This is a genomic window from Streptomyces sp. NPDC048295, from assembly GCF_040652135.1.
Taxonomy (GTDB): Bacteria; Actinomycetota; Actinomycetes; order Streptomycetales; family Streptomycetaceae; genus Streptomyces.
The window spans coordinates 75,923-95,717 of sequence record NZ_JBEZLL010000025.1 but is presented as its reverse complement, the minus strand read 5'-3'; the positions used below and the strand labels follow the sequence as shown (position 1 = coordinate 95,717).

The 19,795-nt window shown below is 72.6% G+C and carries 18 protein-coding genes; 9 read left to right on the top strand and 9 right to left on the bottom strand.

What is annotated here, in order from left to right; genetic code table 11:
* Nucleotides 1-118: 118 nt before the first annotated feature.
* Nucleotides 119-601: a GNAT family N-acetyltransferase gene (locus AB0D53_RS30795; protein WP_362452356.1), complete on the bottom strand. Its 483-nt coding sequence runs from the start codon at nt 599-601 to the stop codon at nt 119-121.
* A gap of 207 nt (nt 602-808) precedes the next feature.
* On the opposite strand from AB0D53_RS30795, the gene pgm reads away from it, so the two are divergent.
* Entirely contained in the window at nt 809-2,449 is a 1,641-nt protein-coding gene (gene pgm, locus AB0D53_RS30790; RefSeq protein ID WP_362452354.1) for a phosphoglucomutase (alpha-D-glucose-1,6-bisphosphate-dependent), read from the top strand.
* A gap of 46 nt (nt 2,450-2,495) precedes the next feature.
* Here pgm and AB0D53_RS30785 read toward each other — a convergent pair whose 3' ends face one another.
* Nucleotides 2,496-4,163 (bottom strand): PHP domain-containing protein, encoded by a 1,668-nt coding sequence (locus AB0D53_RS30785; protein WP_362452353.1) that lies wholly within the window; start codon nt 4,161-4,163, stop codon nt 2,496-2,498.
* Between the two features lie 313 nt (nt 4,164-4,476).
* Here AB0D53_RS30785 and AB0D53_RS30780 point away from each other — a divergent pair, with 313 nt between their 5' ends.
* The 4 genes from AB0D53_RS30780 (at nt 4,477) to AB0D53_RS30765 (ending at nt 9,910) form a co-directional block, all read left to right on the top strand.
* Complete coding sequence (locus tag AB0D53_RS30780) at nt 4,477-6,516, top strand: SpoIIE family protein phosphatase (RefSeq protein ID WP_362452420.1); 2,040 nt, start codon at nt 4,477-4,479, stop codon at nt 6,514-6,516.
* A gap of 91 nt (nt 6,517-6,607) precedes the next feature.
* Nucleotides 6,608-7,219: a TetR/AcrR family transcriptional regulator gene (locus tag AB0D53_RS30775; protein ID WP_362452352.1), complete on the top strand. Its 612-nt coding sequence runs from the start codon at nt 6,608-6,610 to the stop codon at nt 7,217-7,219.
* Between the two features lie 61 nt (nt 7,220-7,280).
* Nucleotides 7,281-8,984, top strand: coding sequence for an acyl-CoA dehydrogenase family protein (locus AB0D53_RS30770; RefSeq protein ID WP_362452351.1), 1,704 nt, complete (start codon nt 7,281-7,283; stop codon nt 8,982-8,984).
* Between the two features lie 74 nt (nt 8,985-9,058).
* The gene (locus AB0D53_RS30765) at nt 9,059-9,910 is read left to right on the top strand and encodes a hypothetical protein (RefSeq protein WP_362452350.1); all 852 of its coding nucleotides are present in this window, start codon (nt 9,059-9,061) and stop codon (nt 9,908-9,910) included.
* 9 nt (nt 9,911-9,919) lie between these two features.
* On the opposite strand, the gene AB0D53_RS30760 is transcribed toward AB0D53_RS30765, so the two are convergent.
* The 6 genes from AB0D53_RS30760 to AB0D53_RS30735 all read right to left on the bottom strand — a co-directional run bounded on the left by AB0D53_RS30760 (nt 9,920) and on the right by AB0D53_RS30735 (nt 13,424).
* Nucleotides 9,920-10,552 carry a DUF6629 family protein gene (locus AB0D53_RS30760; protein ID WP_362452349.1) on the bottom strand — a complete coding sequence of 211 codons (633 nt, stop codon included), beginning with the start codon at nt 10,550-10,552 and terminating at the stop codon, nt 9,920-9,922.
* A 79-nt stretch (nt 10,553-10,631) separates the two neighbouring features.
* Nucleotides 10,632-11,288, bottom strand: a complete 657-nt coding sequence (locus AB0D53_RS30755; protein WP_362452348.1) for an SRPBCC family protein — start codon at nt 11,286-11,288, stop codon at nt 10,632-10,634.
* A gap of 63 nt (nt 11,289-11,351) precedes the next feature.
* Entirely contained in the window at nt 11,352-12,464 is a 1,113-nt protein-coding gene (locus AB0D53_RS30750) for an XdhC/CoxI family protein (RefSeq protein ID WP_362452347.1), read from the bottom strand.
* A complete protein-coding gene (locus AB0D53_RS30745) occupies nt 12,457-12,816 on the bottom strand; it encodes a 2Fe-2S iron-sulfur cluster-binding protein (RefSeq protein ID WP_362452419.1) in 360 nt (119 codons plus the stop codon). The genes AB0D53_RS30750 and AB0D53_RS30745 overlap by 8 nt, the downstream gene beginning before the upstream one ends.
* On the bottom strand, nt 12,786-13,109 hold the full coding sequence (locus AB0D53_RS30740; RefSeq protein WP_362452345.1) for a hypothetical protein: 324 nt from the start codon (nt 13,107-13,109) through the stop codon (nt 12,786-12,788). The genes AB0D53_RS30745 and AB0D53_RS30740 overlap by 31 nt, the downstream gene beginning before the upstream one ends.
* Nucleotides 13,110-13,124: 15 nt before the next feature.
* A complete protein-coding gene (locus AB0D53_RS30735) occupies nt 13,125-13,424 on the bottom strand; it encodes a DUF1876 domain-containing protein (protein ID WP_362452344.1) in 300 nt (99 codons plus the stop codon).
* 267 nt (nt 13,425-13,691) lie between these two features.
* Between AB0D53_RS30735 and AB0D53_RS30730 the strand changes: the two genes are divergently transcribed.
* The 3 genes from AB0D53_RS30730 to AB0D53_RS30720 all read left to right on the top strand — a co-directional run bounded on the left by AB0D53_RS30730 (nt 13,692) and on the right by AB0D53_RS30720 (nt 17,558).
* The gene (locus AB0D53_RS30730; protein WP_362452343.1) at nt 13,692-14,522 is read left to right on the top strand and encodes a PP2C family protein-serine/threonine phosphatase; all 831 of its coding nucleotides are present in this window, start codon (nt 13,692-13,694) and stop codon (nt 14,520-14,522) included.
* A gap of 66 nt (nt 14,523-14,588) precedes the next feature.
* Nucleotides 14,589-15,584 carry an MASE1 domain-containing protein gene (locus tag AB0D53_RS30725; protein WP_362452342.1) on the top strand — a complete coding sequence of 332 codons (996 nt, stop codon included), beginning with the start codon at nt 14,589-14,591 and terminating at the stop codon, nt 15,582-15,584.
* A gap of 462 nt (nt 15,585-16,046) precedes the next feature.
* The gene (locus AB0D53_RS30720) at nt 16,047-17,558 is read left to right on the top strand and encodes an exopolysaccharide biosynthesis polyprenyl glycosylphosphotransferase (RefSeq protein ID WP_362452341.1); all 1,512 of its coding nucleotides are present in this window, start codon (nt 16,047-16,049) and stop codon (nt 17,556-17,558) included.
* Between the two features lie 81 nt (nt 17,559-17,639).
* Here AB0D53_RS30720 and AB0D53_RS30715 read toward each other — a convergent pair whose 3' ends face one another.
* Entirely contained in the window at nt 17,640-18,623 is a 984-nt protein-coding gene (locus AB0D53_RS30715) for a GDP-L-fucose synthase (protein ID WP_362452340.1), read from the bottom strand.
* Nucleotides 18,624-18,752: 129 nt separating this feature from the next.
* On the opposite strand from AB0D53_RS30715, the gene gmd reads away from it, so the two are divergent.
* Nucleotides 18,753-19,766 (top strand): GDP-mannose 4,6-dehydratase, encoded by a 1,014-nt coding sequence (gene gmd, locus AB0D53_RS30710; protein WP_362452339.1) that lies wholly within the window; start codon nt 18,753-18,755, stop codon nt 19,764-19,766.
* The last annotated feature ends 29 nt before the right edge of the window (nt 19,767-19,795 follow it).

The following is a 19,795-nucleotide window of genomic DNA, read 5'->3' as shown; positions in this document are numbered from 1 at the left end:
GCCGGTGCGCTGGTGAGGGCGAGCACGCCGGCGCGGGGACGGCCAGGTCAGCCGCCGCAGGTGGCAGAGAGCGACACCGTGACCTTCGGCCGGATCCCCGTCCGTGCGGCGGACCGGGTCAGCCGTGCGCCGTCCACCGGTATCTGACGTCCGGTTCGTTCTCCTCGTTGCGGCCGCCGTCGTCGAAGCCGACCGCGGTGAAACCGTGCCGCTCGTAGAAGGCCCGGGCGTCCGTGTTGCGCTGGAAGACGTACAGCGTGAGCTCCTCGGCCGCGCGTTCACGCACATCGGCCAGGAGCCGTGTGCCGATGCCCCGGCGCCGTACGTCGGGGCGCAGATAGAGGTGTTCCAGCTCGGTTCCGTCCAGGGAGGCGAAGCCCAGCAGCTCCCCGGTGCCGGTCTCGGCGATCCGCACCGTCGTTCCGGGCAGGACCACGTGGGTCATCCAGGCGAGGGTGTCCTCGTCGCTGTGCACCTTCGGCAGGTACGGCATGGACTCGGCGCGCGAGGCGAGGAAGAGCCGGGTCAGCGGCCCGGCGTCCTCGGCGGTTGCGCCGCGCAGCAGTATCCCGCCGTCCGGTGCGGGATCGTTCGGTGCCATCTCTTCTCTCCTGGTCCGGGCGGAAACCCGCCGCCCCGCACGGTCCGGTGGTGAACCGCTCGTGATCGTGGACGAACCTATGCCGGAGCCCGTCGGATCCGCCAGCGGGATTCGGCCCGTCCGGGCGGGGCGGTCGCGAAGCGGTGCGGAGCACCCGCGAAAATGTGGCGGGGGAAGATCGCAGCGACCGACACGGAGGAGTGGCAGATGCCGCACGAACGAGCTGGACAGCCGGCCCGCCCGGAGGATCTCATCGATGTGGCCCGGCTGGTGACGGCGTACTACACGCTGCACCCGGACCCGGCCGAGCCGGGCCAGCGGGTGGCGTTCGGTACCTCCGGTCACCGCGGGTCGTCGACGGCCACCGCGTTCAACGAGGACCACATCGCCGCCACCAGCCAGGCCATCAGCGAGTACCGGGCGCTCCAGGGCACGGACGGACCGCTCTTCCTCGGCGCCGACACCCATGCACTGTCGGAACCTGCCCGGATCACCGCCGTCGAGGTGTTCGCCGCCAACGACGTGACGGTGCTCATCGATCCGGCCGACGGCTACACCCCGACCCCGGCGGTCTCGCACGCCGTCCTCGGCCACAACCGGGGCCGCAAGGGGCACCTCGCCGACGGTGTGGTGGTCACCCCGTCCCACAACCCGCCCGGCGACGGCGGGTTCAAGTACAACCCGCCGAACGGCGGTCCCGCCGGGTCCGACGCCACCGGCTGGATCCAGGAACGGGCCAACGAGATCATCGCGGGCGGGATGAAGGACGTGCGCCGGCTGCCGTACGCCCGCGCACGGGCGGCGTCGACCACCGGGACGTACGACTTCCTGGGCACGTACGTGGCCGACCTGCCGTCCGTGCTCGACCTGGACGCGATCCGTACGGCCGGAGTGCGCATCGGCGCCGACCCGTTGGGCGGTGCGTCGGTCGCGTACTGGGGCCGGATCGCCGAGGAGCACCGGCTCGATCTGACGGTGGTCAATCCGCTGACCGACCCCACCTGGCGGTTCATGACGCTGGACTGGGACGGGAAGATCCGGATGGACTGCTCGTCCCCGTACGCGATGGCCTCGCTGATCGGGCAGCGGGATCGCTTCCAGATCGCGACCGGGAACGACGCCGACTCCGACCGGCACGGCATCGTGACCCCGGACGCCGGGCTGATGAACCCGAACCACTACCTCGCCGTCGCCATCGACTACCTGTACGCCCACCGCGAGCAGTGGCCGGCTTCCGCGGGGGTCGGCAAGACGCTGGTCTCGTCGGGCATGATCGACCGGGTCGCCGCGGGTCTCGGCCGTGAGCTGGTCGAAGTGCCGGTCGGCTTCAAGTGGTTCGTGGACGGTCTGGCCGACGGTTCGCTCGGGTTCGGCGGCGAGGAGTCGGCCGGGGCCTCGTTCCTGCGCCGCGACGGTTCGGTGTGGACGACCGACAAGGACGGCATCCTCCTGGCGCTGCTGGCCTCGGAGATCCTCGCGGTGACGGGCAAGTCCCCGTCCGAGCACTACTCGGCGCTCACCGCCCGGTTCGGTGAGCCCGCGTACGCCCGGATCGACGCTCCCGCCGACCGCGAGCAGAAGGCGGTCCTCGCGCGCCTCTCCCCCGAGCAGGTCACCGCCGACACGCTGGCCGGTGAGCCGGTCACGGCCGTGCTGACCGAGGCGCCCGGCAACGGAGCGCCGATCGGCGGCATCAAGGTGACCACCGAGAACGCCTGGTTCGCCGCGCGCCCCTCCGGCACCGAGGACGTGTACAAGATCTACGCGGAGTCGTTCCTGGGCGCCGGCCATCTGGCGCGGGTGCAGGAGGAGGCCAGGGCCGTGGTCTCCGCGGCGCTGAAGTCCTGAGCACGGCCGGGGCGGTCTCCGGGCCGCCCCGGCCGGCTCCGCGGGCTCAGCGCACGACGTCCACGAAGACCGGGTTGGTGTAGAACCAGGTGTCCAGCCACGGATTCCCCTGGCCCGGCTCGTGCGGCAGCGGGCCGTGCGGGTCGATCGCCGCGCCGAGGAACCCCTTGCCGTGGCGCTTGCCGTCGCTGCCGCGCAGCCGCAGGTAGAACGGCTCGTCCGCGCGGCCGACCGGGATGCGCAGGGTGTACGTGCCACGGCGTCCGGAGACGTCGGCGGTGTGGGCGAGGCGGGTGTCGGGGGCGCGCCAGTCGTCGCGGTCGGCGGCCGGTCCGCGGACCGCGCCGCGGATGACGTCGACGTGCTCCAGACGCGGCAGCACACCGTAGGGGTTGCGGCGGGACGCGGCGGTCACCGTGACGGTGAGGGTGAGCCGCTCGCCGCGCCGGGCGCGCAGCCGGCCGCCGAGCGTGGCGCTGTTGCCGTGCTCGCCGCGCACCTTGACGTCGATGCCGTCGATGAGGTGGCCGTGGTCGACCCAGACCCGGCCGGCCCGCAGTCCTTCCATCACGTTCCGGTAGCCGTACCGGGTGACGCCGACGTGGGTACGGCTGAACTGGCCGGGCCAGAAGTCGCCGCCGGGCTGCGGTTCGGTGGTGTTGTACGGGTCGGGGAGGTGGCCGGTGTTGTCGAAGTCCCGGCCGGGCGGCCACGCGCCGTTGACCCAGGTGTCCTGGGCGACGCGGTGGACGTCGGAGTTGGAGGTGATCGTGAAGAGCTTGCCCTCCGCCAGCATCGCGTCCCACAGGCCACCGACGGTCGCGGTGGCCCAGTCGAACCCGCCGTAGGTGACATAGGCCTCGCGCGGATAGCCGGGCCAGGAGTCGGCGGACGGTGAATTGCTGTACTCGCCCCGGACGTTGGTGTCCGGGTGCCAGCCCGGTATCGCCCCGGCCTGGGCACCGGGGGCACCCTCCATGCCGATCATGATCTGGGGGGCGGCGTCGCGCCAGCCGCGCATCTCGTGCGGGGAGTCGATGCCGAGGCGCATGGGGTGGTTGGCGAGGACGAGTACGTCGTCGACGTAGCGGGTGCGGCGCTGTTCGGCCAGCCACTTGAGGGCCTTGACCGCGTGGGCCTCGTTCCGCGGGGTGTCGGGGTGCGTCGGGGCGCCGGCCGTGTAGCCGAGCAGCTTGCCGTCGAAGGCCTCCTCGAAACGGGTGAGGAGGTCGACCTCGTGCCGTCCGGGCGGTGAGAAGACGGTGCAGTGCTCGGCCCCGGGGATGTACCACTCCAGCCCCTGGAAGATCAGCATGCGCTTGTTGTCGGCGCGGGCCCTGAGGATCTCCCGGTGCTCCTGCGCGGCGCCGAACTCGGCGTGGCCGATATTGCTGTGCTCGGTGAAGACCATCCAGTCGAGGCCGAACTTCTGGCCTGCTGAGGCGAGTTGGGAGAACGTGTACTTGGCGTCGTGGCTGTACACGGAGTGGTTGTGGTGGTCGCCGACCAGATAGACCAGGTCCGGGGCGTGACCGTGCCCGGGGGACCGGCTTCCCCGGCTGTCGGCCACAGCGGGCAGCGGCAGCGAGGCGGCGGCGAAGGCCGCGCCGAACAGCCCGGCGCGACGCATCAGCCCTCGGCGGCTGAGTCCCTGGGGGTCGAGCGACTCCGCGGGAACCTGGGGGTCGGCCCATTCGGGCACGGGGTGGGACATGACGCGTCGTTCTCCTTCGTGCGGGGCGGCGGCGGTCCGGGGCCGGACCGCGGGGCCGCCTCCAGGAGGATTGCTTGATTCCGGAACCATCCGGTGAACCCCGGACGAAGTACGGGAGTCGCGCCCGGGGCCCCCGGGTGGCACGCCGTGCCGGCCGCGGTTCACCCCGTCCGGCGCCCCTCCGGTGGCGGAGTCCGCGCGGTGCACCGACGCTTTCCCTACCTGCCGATCCGGGCAGGGGGCGCAGCCTGATGGGGGTGAGTCCGTGTCGGACGCCGGTGCACCGGTCCCCGCGCGGGAGAAGGCCGACGGGATGACGTCGGCGATCCTGAACACCCTGTTCGCCCAGTCCGCCGTGGGACTGCATGTTCTGGACGCGCGGCTGCGGGTGATCCGGGCGAACGTCCTCTCCGACGCCGTTCCCGCCGAGGACCTCGCCGGGCACTACTTCACCGACGCGTACCGGCTGGAGAGGCCGCACGAGGCGGAACGGATGCTGCGCGCAGTGCTGCACAGCGGCGTGGCCGTGCGCAACCGCGTGATACGCGGGCGGCTCATGGACGCGCCCGGCCCCGATCGCAGCCTCAAGGTGTCCGTCTACCGGCTGGACGACGCCCGGGGGCGGAAGCTCGGGCTGCTGGCCACGGTCGTCGATGTCGACGAGCAGGAGAAGGCGCGCACCCGGTCCGCGTGCCTGACCGCGGTGCGCACCCGGGTGGGCAGGTCGCTCGATGTGGCCGCCACCTGCGAAGGACTCGTCGAATCCGTGGTGCCGGTGTTCGCCGACTTCGCCGTCGTCGAGGTGGTGGACGAGGTCCTGCGGGGGGCGGATCCGCCACCGGGGCCGCTGGGGCACGATGTGCCGTTGCGCCGCGCCGCGCTCCGGGGGCTCGGCGCCGACGGGCAGCGGGACGGGCTCGTCGGTGAGATGCGCCGGCTGCCCGCCCGTACGCCCTACGCCCTGGCCGTGTCGGATCTGCGGCCCCGGCTGGTCCGGATCACCGCCCGGACGCCCTGGCTGGGCACGGCCCCCGGCAGCGCGCGGCTGATCGAGGCGATCGGGGCGCATTCCATGATCGTGGTTCCGCTGAAGCTGCACGGTGCGGTACTCGGCCTGGTCAGTTTCTACCGGTGCCGGGACTCGGAGCCCTTCGAGGAGAACGACCTCCCGCTGACACTGACGGCCGCCGCCCATGTCGCCCTCAGCATCGACAACGCACGGCAGTACGAGCGCGACCATGTGATCGCCTCGACGGTCCAGCGCCGGCTCCTTCCGCAGCGCGACAGCGACCACGCCGCCGTGGAGACCGCCCATGTCCTGCTGCCCGGGCGCAACAGCGGCTCCTGGTTCGACACCATCGGCCTCTCCGGAGCCCGCACCGCCCTGGTCGTCGGCGCCGTCGAGGGGCCGGGGCTCCAGACGGCCATCACCATGGGCCAGCTGCGGACCGCCATCCACGCGCTGGCCGGACTCGACCTGGAACCCGACGAGGTGCTCGCCCGGCTGGCCGACACCGCCGCCCGGCTCGCCAGGGACCGGGCGGGGCTGCCGCCCGCGGACCGGCTGCTCGGGCAGTCGCTGACGGCCACCTGCATGTACGCCGTCCACGACCCGTTCTCCGGCACCTGCACCATCGCGCGGGCGGGGAACGCGACACCGGCCCTGATGGCACCCGACGGCACCACGACGCCCCTGGACGTCCCCGAGGGTCCCCGGCTCTTCTCCGGCGACACCGCCCCCTTCGCCACCGCCACCTTCGAACTCGGCGAGGGCAGCGTCCTGGCGTTCTTCTCCGGCGCGCCCATGCCCGCGGGCCGCCACTCGACCGGCCCGCGCGAGGAGCCGGCCGGTCCCGGTCGAAGCCTGCAGGACCTGTGCGACGACGTGGTCTACCACCTCCCGGCCGACGCGCACCCCGGGGGCGCCGCCCTGCTCCTCGCCCGCACCGGCGTGGTCCCGCCGGACCGGGTCGCGGCCTGGGAGCTGTCCCAGGACCGGACCACGCCCGGCATCGCCCGCGCACTCGTGCGCGACCGGCTCGACGGCTGGCACCTCGACGAGGAGACGATCGAGGCGACCGAACTCATCGTGAGCGAACTGGTCACCAACGCGGTGCGCTACGGCACCCCTCCCCTGCGCCTGCGCCTGATCCTGGACCGCACGCTCACCTGCGAAGTCCATGACAGCAGCCCGGTAGCACCCCATCTGCGCCACGCCCGCACCATCGACGAGGGCGGGCGCGGACTGTTCATCGTCTCCCGGCTCGCCGCCCACTGGGGCATCCGGTACGGCACCGACGGCAAGACCCTGTGGACCGAGCAGGAGCTCGGGTCCGCCACCGACGTCCGCTGAACCGGCGGGACCAATTCCGCTCCGGGCCATTGCACCCGGGGAGCAACAGTGGTTGGCTGAACAACAGAAGATATGAATCGAGGTTCAGACCATGGCCTACCGGCCCACCGCCCGCACGGAGGCGACCCGGATCGCCCATCGCGAACGGCTGCTCGACGCGGCGCGGGAGCTGCTCGCCGAGGGCGGATACCCGGCGGCCAGCATCTCCGCGCTCGCCCGGCGGGCCGGCATCGCCACCGGAAGCGTGTACAACCACTTCTCCTCCAAGCAGGAGCTGCTCGCCGCGGTCTTCCGGCATGTGGCGGGCCATGAGCTCAGCGCCGTACGGGAGGCGGTGCGGGCACACAGCGGTGCCGGCGAACAGCTGCGGGCGCTCGTCGAGGTCTTCTCGTACCGCGCGCTGCGCAGCCCCCGTACGGCCTGGGCGCTGCTGGCGGAGCCGGTCGACCCACTCGTCGAGGAGGAGCGGCTCACCTACCGGCGCGGCTACCACCTCCTCGCCGAAACGGTCATCGTCGCCGGTATATCCGCGGGTGAACTGCCACCGCAGAACGCCCAGTTGTCAGCAGCAGCCGTGATCGGGGCAGTCGGCGAGGCATTGCTCGGCCCGCTGTCGCCGGTCGGCGCGCGGACCGACCCGGAACCGGTCGTGGAGAACATCACCACGCTGTGCCTCAGAGCGGTCGGCGCCGAAGGCGCCTGAACACCTGCCGCCCGCCCCGATCCCCCGGCCGTCGACCCAGGACAGGACAGGACCCCCCACCATGACCGTCGCCCAGCACCGGACCGACCTGCCGCCCGGGGCCCCCGCACCGCACCCCACCCACGAGGTCACCAACCAGGCACCGCCCCGGAGGGACCTCGACGAGTACGGCACCAACCTCCCGCTGGCCGAGGCCGTCCGTACCTTCGGCGCGGCCTGGCACGAACCGGAACTGCACGAGATCGGCACCCTGGTCGGCTCCGGGCGCTTCCAGACCGCCACCGAGCTCGCCCACACCTCGCCGCCCGCCCTGCGCACCCACGACCGGTACGGCAACCGCGTCGACGAGATCGACTTCCACCCCGCGTACCACGAGATCATTGGCGCGGCCGTAAGCCATGGCGCGCACACCGCGGGCTGGGCCGACCCGAAGCCCGGGGCGGCGGTGGCGCGGGCCGCGACGTTCATGCTGTTCACCCAGATCGAACCCGGCCACGGCTGTCCGATGTCCATGTCGCACGCCGTGGTCCCGGTTCTGCAACGCGATCCGGAGGTGGGCCGGGACTGGCTGCCGGGACTGCTCAGCCGCTCGTACGACCCCCGCCTGATCGCCCCGGCCGAGAAGTCCGGTCTCACCTTCGGCATGGGGATGACGGAGAAGCAGGGCGGCTCCGACGTACGCGCCAACACCACGCGGGCCGTCCCGCTGGCCTCCGACCCCGAGGGCCGGGCCCATCTGCTGACCGGCCACAAGTGGTTCTTCTCCGCCCCCCAGTCGGACGCCTTCCTGGTGCTGGCCCAGGCCGAGGCCGGGCTCACCTGTTTCCTCGTACCGCGGGTTCTGGCCGACGGCACCCGCAACACCGTCCGCATCCAGCGGCTGAAGAACAAGCTCGGCAACAAGTCGAACGCCTCCTCCGAGGTGGAGTTCGACGGCACGTGGGCGGTAAGGATCGGCGAGCCCGGCCGGGGTGTCCCGACCATCATCGAGATGGTCGACCACACCCGGCTCGACTGTGTGCTCGGCACCACCTCCGGCATGCGCCAGTCGGTGTCGGAGGCGATCTGGCACGCACGGCACCGCAGCGCCTTCGGTGCCCGGCTGGCCGACCAGCCGGCCATGACGGCGGTCCTCGCCGACCTGGCGCTGGAGACGGAGGCAGCGACCTGGACCTCACTGCGGCTGGCCCATGCGTACGAGAGCGGCAGCGGCGAGTCCGGGGAGATGTTCCGCCGGCTGGCCACCGCGGTGTCCAAGTACTGGATCTGCAAGCGCGGCCCGCACCACGCCTACGAGGCGCTGGAGTGCCTGGGCGGCAACGGCTACACCGAGGACTGGCCGCTCGCCCGGCGCTACCGCGAGCAGCCGGTGATGGCCGTGTGGGAGGGGTCCGGCAACGTCATCGCGCTCGATGTGCTGCGCGGCATCGGAAAGACACCGCAGTCGCTGGACGCCTTCTGGGCCGAGCTGGAGACCACGGCAGGCGCCAGCCCCGTGCTGGACGCGCACATCCGCCGGGTGCGCCGGGAGCTCGCCGAGGACCTGCTCGACCCGCTCACGGCGCAGACCCGGGCCCGGGCGTCGGTCGAAGGCATGGCGCTGGCCCTGCAGGCCTCGCTGATGCTCCGTCACGCTCCCGCGGCCTCGGCCGAGGCGTTCGTGGCCGCCCGGCTCGGCGAGGCGCGCGGTCACCAGTACGGCGTCCTGCCGCACGGCACCGACGCGGCGGCGATCGTGGACCGGCACTTCGGCACCGGCGGCTGAGCCGTGCGGGCGGGCCCGGGTCGCACGGCGGCTCGCGCCCGCCCGTCGCCCAGGTCGCGGGTTAAGTTGGCCCCATGGAGTCGAGACCCCGCACGCTGTGGCTGCGTACCGAGCCCCTCCACGCAGTGATCTACTTCGACGAGGAGTGCCGGGGCATCGGGAAGTCCGTCGGCCTCAAGGGCTTCTGGATGGGGTACTTCGCCACCCGTACGGCCCCGATGGGGCGTATCGGCCCCGAGGCCGCCACCGCTGTGCTGGGGGTCTTCGCACCAGGCATGGTGGCCCGCACACTGCCCGACGCGTGGCGGGTCGTCACCCCCGAGAAACTCATCGACCTCCGCGCCCGGCTCGCCGCCCGTGCGCTGCGCCGCCTGGTACCCGGGGTCGACTCCCTCGCCGGCCGGCTCAATCCGCCGCTCGCCGCGATGGTGGCGGACGCCTCGCCGCTCGCCCGCCCGCTGTTCACCGCCAACCGCCCGCTGTGCGACCGCACCGATCCGGTGGAGAACCTCTGGCAACTCACCACCGCACTGAGGGAGTTCCGAGGCGACTCACATGTCTCGGCCCTCGCCGACCACGGTCTCGACGCGCCCGAGGCACTCGTCCTCGCCGCCGCCACGGACCGCGTCCCGCGCGAGGGCATCCGGCTCGACCGCGGCTGGACCGAGGCGGAGTGGGCGGACGCCGAGGAGCGGCTCCGCTCGCGCGGCCTGATCGACGCGGAGTCGGGCATCACCCCACGCGGCCACCGGGAAAGGGAGCTCGTCGAGGACACCACCGACCGGCTGGCGGCCCGGCTGCTGCGTCCCCTCGCCGAGAGCGCGGCGGACGAACTGCTCGCCGCCCTGGAGCTGCCGGCCCGGCAGGTGCTGGGGGCGGAGCTGCTGCCGTTCCCCAACCCGATCGGCCTGCCCCGGCAGGTCTAGGCCTCCGGATCAGGCCGGGCTCACGGGGCCGGGCGCGGGGCCGGAGCGGGTCCGGCACAGCAGGACCACCGAGCACAACGCCGCGAAGGCGCACCAGGTCGAGACGAACTCCAGACGCCACAGTGCCGCACAGACGACGGATCCGACGGCGGCCAGCACCCCGAGCGCTCTCAGCAGCCGGTCCCCGGACAGGAGCAGGGCGCCGACCGTGGCCAGGAGATACCCGGCGACCAGCGGTCCGGAGCGGGGGACGTCGAGCGCGTAGCCGAGGGTGTGGCCCCGGATCACGGCGCTCACAGGTCGGGTCGCCAGGCAGTACGCGAGCAGCGCCGCGGTCACGATTCCGGCCGCGAGGGGGACGAGCAGCCGGCGCCGGGCGCGGGGCGGGGCGGCGCACAGCACCCCGAGCGGGATCCACAACGGCAGCAGCGGCAGGGCGATGACCGCCCAGGCCAGGACGGCTGGGCCACTGCCGCCGCCCGAGCGCCAGATCGCGGACTCGATGATCTGGTGGGCGCCGAGCAGCAGCGGCAGCGCAGCCAGCGGCAGATCACGCACCCGGCGCGTCCGGGCGACGCACACCACACCGACGGCGGCGATGCCCGTGCCGGCGACGAGGTCGGCGGTCGCGCTCCAGCACATGGTGTCCCCCGTGTCATGGTGTCGCCCGGCAGCGCGGAAGCGGTCGCTTCCGTACGCGACGCTACGGCTCAGGCGGCGGTCACCGGGTATGACACGTGCGGCACGCTCCGCCGCAACGGCAGCAGCGCCGGGCGAGCAGCGCTCCCAGCACGGCGAGTACGGTCACGGCCGCCGCCCCCGCGACACGTCTGCCCACCGGTCCGCCCGCCGTGCGCAGCAGACCGACCGGCTCGGCCCGCCCCGTCGGCGCGATGTCCGCCGTGCCGGCGGCTGGCTGCGCCGGTGCGGACGGCTCCGTGGCCGAGAGCCGCTGCGCGAGACAGTCCGCGAACCGGCCGACGAGTCCGTCGCTCACGTCGTTCATACAGCGGCCGAACCGGGCGGGCCGTCCGGTGACGGTGAGGTCGGTGGTCACCGAGACGGTCGTCCCGCCGTCGCCGCCGGTCAGCACGGCGGTCACCGTCGCGCTCGCCGTGCCCGGGCCCCGGAGCTCGTCGCCCCGGGCGGACAGGACCATGCGGTGGGCGGCGCCGTCCTTCTCCAGGAAGGTCGCCGTGCCCCGGTACGTCACGGTGGTCGGGCCCACCCGTACCTTCATGGAACCCTTGACGGTGTCACCGTCGTACTCCTGCACGGTCGTGCCCGGCATGCACTGCGAGACGTGTTCGATGTCGAGCAGTGCCCGCCAGGCCTCGTCGGCCGGGACCGGCACGGTGAACGAATTCTGCAGCTGCACGGTCCGCTCCTCTCACTCATCACGGCGGTCACGGGGGACCGCGGGGTCATGGAGCCGGCGCGGTCACCCGGATCCCGGCCGCGGGCGGTGGATCGCCCCGGCCGTGTCCGTGAGCGGGCTGCCCGTGCCGCCCCAGCGCAGGGCCACGATCTCCGCGGCGATGGAGACGGCCACCTCCTCGGGGGTGCGTGCCCCGATGTCGAGGCCGATGGGCGATCGCAGCCGGGCCAGTTCGGCTTCGCCCAGACCCGTCCCGCGCAGCCGGGCCATGCGGTCCTCGTGGGTCCGGCGGCTGCCCATCACACCGATGTAGGCGGCCGGGGTGCGCAGCGCCACCTCCAGCAGCGGGACGTCGAACTTGGGGTCGTGCGTGAGTACGCACAGCACGGTCCGCGCGTCGGTCTCCGTGTCGCGCAGATAGCGGTGCGGCCAGTCGACGACGACCTCCGCGCCGTCGGGGAAGCGGCGGGGGTCGGCGAAGGCGGGGCGGGCGTCGCATACGGTGACCCGGTATCCGAGGAACGCGCCGATCCGGGCCACCGCCGCGGCGAAGTCGATCGCGCCGAAGACCAGCATCCGGGGCGGCGGGGCGAACGACTGGAGGAACACGGCGACGTCGTCCCGGCGCCGTTCGCCGTTCGCGCCGTAGTGCCGCAACCCCGTTGCTCCCTGGGCGAGTTCACCGCGCGCGTCGGCGGTCACCGCGGCGTCGAGGCCGCTCGCGCCCAGTGACCCCGCAACGGCCTGTGGCCGGACCGCGAGAGCGGCGCCGCGCGGGGCGGGTCCGTCGGTCACGGTGGCGACCACCACCGGGCTCTGCCCGGCGACCGCCGCGGCGGCCTCGCCGAAGGCGGGGTCGTCCGCCGCCGTGACCGGCCGCACCAGGAGGGTGATCTCGCCGCCGCAGGTGAGTCCGACGGCGAAGGCGTCCTCGTCGCTGTACCCGAAGGTCTCCAGCCGGGCCCGGCCGGTCTCCACGACCTCCTTGGCCAGTTCGAAGACCGCGCCCTCGACGCAGCCGCCGGAGACACTGCCCACGACCTCGTCGTCCGGCCCCACCGCCATCGCCGCGCCGGGGCCGCGCGGCGCGCTGCGGCTGACCGCGACGACGGTGGCGAGCCCGAACGGCTCGCCTGCGGCGTACCAGCGCCCGAGAACCGGCAGGATCTCACGCATCGAGGACCTCCCCCCGCACCACGGCGGCCGACTGCTCCGGGGCCGCCGGGCCGTGCCCCTCGACGCACGCGTCCGCGTACGGTCCCTGCCTCCTGCCGGGCGGTGTCCTGCGGGGCCGCGCCCTGTCGCCCGGCCGGCCGGTGTCCGCGGGCGGGGCTGCGAGGGCCCTGCGGCGGCGGCGCCCCTCGGCGGCTGCCGCCAGTACGGCGCGCACGATGTTCCGGTGGCCCGTGCAGCGGCAGAGGCCGCTCTCCCGCCCATGGCGGGACTCCTCTGGCGCGGGGTCGGGGTTCTCCCCGAGCAGCCGGCGGGCGGCCATGATCATGCCGGGCGTGCAGTGACCGCACTGCAGCGCGTGCTGTTCGCGGAACGTGGTCCGCAGCGGTGTCCGCCCGCCGTCGCGGGCGAGGCCCGGACGGTCCTCGCCTCACCGCCGTCGGCCCGGACGGCCGGTACGGAGCAGCTCTTGACGGTGACGCCGTCGCCGTCCGGCTCGACGGTGCGGGCCCCGCGGTTGCCGGTGTCGCAGCCGACGCGAGCACCGGTGAGGCCCGGCCGGTCCCTGAGGCGGTGGACCGCCGGCAGCCGTGGTCCCGCCTCGTCCGCGTACCGTGTGCCGTCCACCGTCATCGACATACGGGTCACAGGTGCTCCCGGGGATCAGGCCGTGGTGTCGGACCATGCGTAGGGCGGGGCCACGGGGCCGCTCACGGGTCCGGCGCCCACGGTCTCGAGTTCCTCGTCTGCGGCCTTCATCAGCTGTGCGGCGACGTCCTTCATGGCTCGGCTCGCCGCGAGTTCGTCGCCGATCACGGGTACGTCCACGTCCTGCGGGTTGCAACGGGCGACCCCGTGTCCGGTGAGCTTCGTGGTGCCGGTGTCCAGCACCGCCTCCGCCCTGGTCGTCCCGTCCGCCTCGGTCAGACCGAGGCGGAGTTCCCACTCCAGCGTGCGGGTCATCGCGCACCTCCTGCGACCGCGTCCGGTCGCGATGCGCCGCCTCGACGCGGTCCTGCCACCAGCATCCACCCGCCCGCGCGGGTTCGCTCGCTCCGGCTCGTCCTGCGGGGATCACACCGCCGAAATAGGATGCGGGATGTCGAATTCCACCGAAGGCGGGCGACGCCCGGCCGTCGCACCGGGATCCGGTCCGGCGGCACCCCGGCAGGCGCCGCCGCGGCCGGCCCCGTGGTGCGCCGCGCGGACGAACGCAGTGCGGAGCGGCCCATGAACCGGCGTCGTCCTCCCCGTTCGGCGAGCGCCGAGGAGCTGCTCACCACCCTGCAGCAGCTCACCTCCCGGGCGCGCCGCCAGGTGGAACTCCATCAGGCGCGGGTAGAACTGGCCGAGGTGCTCCAGCGCGAGATGCTCCCCGCGACGCTGCCCGCCCGCCCCGGGCTCCAGACGGCCGCCCGGTACACACCGGCCCGCAGCGGTCTCGACATCGGCGGCGACTGGTACGACGGATTCGAGCTGCCGGACGGTGCGCTGGCCTTCGCCATCGGGGACGTACAGGGCCATGACGTCGAAGCCGCCGCGTTCATGGGCCAGGTCCGCATCGCCATGCGGGCGATCGCGGCCACCGCCACGGACCCCGGCGAGGTCGTGGGCCGTACCAACGACCTGCTGGTCTCGGCGGGCTCGGGCCTCTTCGCGACCTGTACGTTCGTCCGCCTGGACCCGGAATCCCGGGAACTGCACAGCGCCCGCGCCGGGCATGTCGCCGCGGTGTGGGCCACGGCCGACGGGCGCTCTGGGGTGACCCGCGACGAGGGCGGGCTGCCCCTGGGGATCCAGGCGGGCGAGGCGTATCCGGTCACCCGGCGGCAGCTGACGGACCCGGGGGCCTTCGTGCTGGTCACGGACGGGGTGGTCGAGGGGCCCTCGTTCCCGATCGACCGGGGACTGGACGCGGTGACCCGGCTGGTGCGCGCCCGGGTCGGCGCCGACGCCGGCGAGCTGGCCGACGCGGTGCTGCGGGCGGCGGAGCAGACCGGGCACCAGGACGACGCCGCCGTCCTCGTGGTGCGCCACGGGCCCGCCACCGGCCGTTCCTGATCCGCCGGGCAGGTCCCGAGCGTGTCAAACAGCCGCCACCCGTCCGGGCGGTGTCTGATGAGATGTGTGATCCGCAGCGAGAGAACCAGACGTACGGCCGTGACCGTACTGCGTGTCCTGGCCGTCGCCGCTGCCTACTACGCGGCGGGAGGACTCGGCCTCATCCGGGAGGTGTCCGTCCACGGTGCGGTCGTCACACCGCTCTGGCCACCGACGGGCATCGCGCTCGGCGCCCTCATCTACCTGGGCCCGGTCGCCTGGCCCGGCATCGCGCTGGGCTCCTTTCTCGTGGTCGCCACGCTCAGTGGCTCGGTCACGCCCTCCACCTTCGCCGTCGTGGCGGGCAACACCGCGGCCCCCGTCTGCGCGTACCTCATACTCCGCAGAGCCGGGTTCCGCAGCCGGCTGGACCGGCTGCGCGACGGGGTCCTGCTGGTCTTCCTCGGTGCTCTGGCCGGGATGTCCATCAGCGCGACCGTGGGCACGGGCATGCTGCTGCTGGACGGCAAACTGCCGCTGAGCGGGTTCTGGCCGGTCTGGGCCGCGTGGTGGTCGGGGGACGCGATGGGGGTGCTCGTGGTCACTCCCCTGCTGCTGGTGCTGCGCAGGCTTCGGATGCCGCGGGCCACCGACCGGTGGGCCGAGGCGAGCACGCTGCTGATCGTCTCCGTCCTGGTCTCGCTGGTGGCCACCCGGAGCTCACTGGCGATGATCTACCTGGCGTTTCCGCTGCTCATCTGGGCGGCGCTGCGCTTCCAGCTGGCGGGGAGCGCCCCCTGTGCCCTCCTGCTCTCGGTCCTGGCCGCGGTCGCGGGAACGCAGGGCGTGGGGCCGTTCGAGGGCCAGAGCATCCTGCATGTGATGGTCCACCTCGCCGTGTTCAACGGCTGTGTGGCTCTGACCGGGCTGCTCCTCGCGGCGGTCGTGACCGAGCAGAGCGACATCCGGGAGAGGATCGAGCGCGCCTGCGAGGAACTGGCCGACGTGGTGGACCATCTGGCGCCGGGCAGGGCGGCCGCCGCGTGGCCGTCCCGGCCCGAGGACGAACCCGACAGCCCCTGAGTCCCACGCGTCCCACCGTCATCACCGCCCGGCGGTGCTCCGTGTCGGCGGATCACACCGAAACGATCCGGCCACCAGCCGTCACCATTCGCGCGCTCGCTCGTTTGTTGGCCGGGGAAGGTCTCCCGACAGCACGTCGTCGCGGATGAACCTGGTGGGCAGGCCGAGCAGTTGCCGGCGTACATGTCCGCACACAACCCGATTCAGGTGCATTCCAAATGCCAACACTTACCCACAGACCCAGAGATCCGGCGCGGAACAGGACGAGATCCGAGCCAGTGTGCATGTCTGAACTTCACGAGAACTCCAGCGAAATGGCACGTGTGTGGATATCGTGCACCGAGCGAGGGCGCATCCGTCAGTCCATGAGATCGGCGGATGCGCCCCGTTTATGACGATGCAACTGTGACTGGGGGGTTCATGGGGCATGTCGAGCTACCCGATTCGGACAGACCAGCGCTCGTGGGACTGGCGGGGGCGCCACGGCCACGGTCAGTCGCGAACCGGCCTAGCGGCAACGAACTCGACGAGCTGTGGAGGGCGCCGAGCGCGCAGCGCGAACGCGGCGGACCGGCCACCGGGAAAAGAGGAACGGCCCGGTGCATACCGGTCGTCGCCGGGGCCGAACTCCTCGGCCTCGGGGTGCCGGCCTGGTTCTTGCTGCGCACCGACGGGCAGTCCCGCGCCTCGGTGACCGCGGCGGTCGTCCTGGCCGCACTGGTGTGGTCCGGCCTGCGGACCGTGCGGGGCCGGTACTCGGACCGGCATCCGGGCGGGCCGCCGGGGGTGCTGAGCACGACCGGCGACTGGCTGCTGCTCATAGGGTTGCTCGCCGTGCTGTCCACCGTGACCGGCGATCCGACCGGTCCCGCGACGGCGGTCGCGGCTCTGTTGCCAGGCCTGTCTGCGGGGATCGCGGCACAGGCACTGCGGCGGCTGCCGTGGCCGGGGCGCCGGCGGCGGGCGTCCCGGCGGGTGCTGGTGGTCGGTGAGGCTCCGGGAGTGGAGCGCGCCGTGCGGCTGCTCGCATCCCGTACGGACCATCCGTACGCGGTCGTAGCCGCGGTCCCGGTGGGGACGATGGCGTTGGAGTGCGGGATTCCGGTGCCGGGCCGGCTCGCACCGGCGCCCGCCGACGACGATGTGTCGACCGTGCTGGGCGGGGCCTTCGCCCAGGACGCGGACCTGGCGCTGGTGGTTCCCGGGCCGCGGCTCACCGGGGAACGGTTGCGCCGGCTCTCCTGGGGGCTGCACGACGGCGGGCTCCCGCTGTCCGTGCTGTCGGAGCTCTCGGGCATCGCGGCCGGCCGGGTGCGGCCCACCGCGGCGGCCGGGCTCACCCTGCTCCATATCGCGCCACCGCTGCGCCGGGGGCCGCAGTCGGCCCTGAAGGCCGTCGTGGACCGGGCAGGAGCCGCCCTCGGCCTGCTGACCCTGGCGCCCCTGCTCGTCCTGATCGGGGCGGCGGTACGGCTCGGCTCGGACGGGCCGGTGTTCCACCGCCAGACCCGCCACGGGAAGCACAACCGGCCATTCACGATGTGGAAGTTCCGCACCATGGTGGCCGACGCCGAGAGCCGGCGGGAACGGCTCGTCGCCGCGAACGAGGCCGACGGCCCCATGTTCAAGTTGCGTCGCGATCCACGGGTCACGGCAATCGGCCGGCTGCTGCGGCGGACCTCCCTCGACGAGCTTCCGCAACTGCTCAATGTGCTCCGTGGCGAGATGTCACTGGTCGGTCCACGCCCTCCGCTGCCGGAGGAGGTGTCCCGCTACGACGAACGCGAGCTGCGGCGGCTCGCGGTGAAGCCGGGACTGACCGGTCTGTGGCAGGTCAGCGGCCGCTCGGACCTGTCCTGGCAGGAGACGGTCTCGCTGGATCTGTGGTACGTCGACAACTGGTCGGTGGCCACGGACATGGGACTCATGGCCCGTACGCTGCGTGCCGTCACCGACGGCCGCGGGGCGTACTGAGAGCGGCGGCCGTCGATGGGAAGGGCGCCGACGCTCCCGCCGCGCGTCTGCGAACCGTGCCGGCCGGTCGGCCGTACCCGCTCAGAGCCGTGCGGTCCGCTGCTCCAGCCACCATGCGTAGGTCTGGGCGATCCCGTCACGCAGCGCGATCCTCGGCGCGAAACCGAGCGCCGTGAGCCGGGAGACGTCGAGCAGTTTGCGGGGGGTGCCGTCGGGCTTCGTCGTGTCCCATTCGACGTTTCCCTGAAAGTCAGTCACATACCTTACTGTCTCGGCAAGTTCACGTATCGTCAGGTCGGTGCCGCAGCCGATGTTGACCGGATCGTCGCCGTCGTAACGCTCCAGCAGCAGGAGGCACGCGGCGGCCAGGTCGTCGACGTGCAGGAACTCCCGGCGCGGGCTCCCCGAGCCCCACAGCGTCACCGCGGACGAGCCGTCCCGGCGCGCCTCGTGGAAGCGGCGGATCAGCGCGGGCAGGACGTGCGAGGTCTCCAGGTCGAAGTTGTCGCCCGGACCGTAGAGGTTGGTGGGCATGGCGCTGATGTAAGAGGCGCCGTACTGCCGGCGGTAGGACCGGGTCTGCACGATTCCGGCGATCTTGGCCAGTGCGTACGCCTCGTTGGTCGGCTCCAACGCGCCGGTGAGCAGGGCGCTTTCCGGGATCGGCTGCGGGGCGAGCCGGGGGTAGATGCAGGACGAGCCGAGGAAGAGCAGCCGCTCGACCCCGGCCTCGTGCGCGCCGGCGACGACGCTCAGCTGGATGCGCAGATTGTCCTCGAGGAACTGCACCGGGTAGGTGCTGTTGGCCATGATCCCGCCGACCTTGGCGGCGGCCAGCACCACGGCGTCCGGACGGGCTCCGCGGAGAAACGCCCCGGTCCGCTCCGCGTCGCGCAGATCGAGGTGCGCGCGATCGCGGGTGATCACCTCGTGCCCCTCGGCGGTGAGTCGGCGCACCAGCGCCGCGCCGACCAGGCCGCGGTGGCCCGCGACGAAGACGCGGGCACCGGATCGCAGAAGGGGGCGGACGGATTCCTGGGGCGGGCCGGGGAGATCAGTCGTCATGGGCCGGATTCTGCCAGTACCCGCAGCCCGTGGTGATGTTTTACCGCAAACAGCTCAATTCAGATGTTTCGGCGAGGAGTATTCGGTGCGGAACAACAGCCACTCAGATGACCGGAGAAGGGGGGAGTCGTGGCGAAGACCGCGCTCATTACCGGTGTGACCGGACAGGACGGTTCCTATCTGTCCGAGCTGCTGCTCGACAAGGGGTACACGGTCCATGGACTGATACGCCGCTCGTCGAGCTTCAACACCGAACGCATAGACCACATCTACCAGGGACCCGAGGAGGAGAACCGTTCGTTTCTGCTGCATCATGCCGACCTCGCCGACGGTGTCGCGCTGGTGAATCTGCTGCGCGACATCCGGCCGGACGAGGTCTACAACCTGGGCGCGCAGTCGCATGTCCGCGTCTCGTTCGACGCCCCGCTGTACACGGGCGACGTCACCGGGCTCGGCACCATCCGGCTGCTGGAGGCGGTCCGCGCGAGCGGGATCGACACCCGGGTGTATCAGGCCTCGTCGTCCGAGATGTTCGGCGCCAACCCGCCCCCGCAGAACGAACGGACCCCGTTCCATCCGCGGAGCCCCTACAGCGTCGCCAAGGTCTACTCGTACTGGTCCACCGTCAACTACCGTGAGGCCTACGGCATGTTCGCGGTCAACGGGATCCTCTTCAACCACGAGTCCCCGCGCCGCGGCGAGACCTTCGTGACCCGGAAGATCACGCGAGGGGTGGCCAGGATCAAGGCGGGCCTGCAGACCCGTCTGCACCTGGGCAACCTCGATGCCGTACGCGACTGGGGGTACGCCCCCGAGTACGTCGAGGCGATGTGGCGGATGCTCCAGTGCGACGAACCGGACGACTATGTGGTCGCCACCGGCGAGGGTGTCAGCGTCCGGCAGTTCCTGGAGTACGCCTTCGCCCACGCGGGCCTGGACTGGCGCGAGCACGTCCGTTACGACGCCAAGTACGAACGCCCCAGCGAGGTCGACGCGTTGATCGGGGATGCCACCAAGGCCGAGGAGCTGCTCGGCTGGAAACCGGTCGTGAGGTCGCGGGAGCTCGCCGGAATCATGGTCGAGGCGGACATCCGCCAGCTGTCCGACCAACTCGCCGGTGCGGCCGTGCGGGTGGACCGATGACAACGCCCGGCACCAACACCACAGCCGGC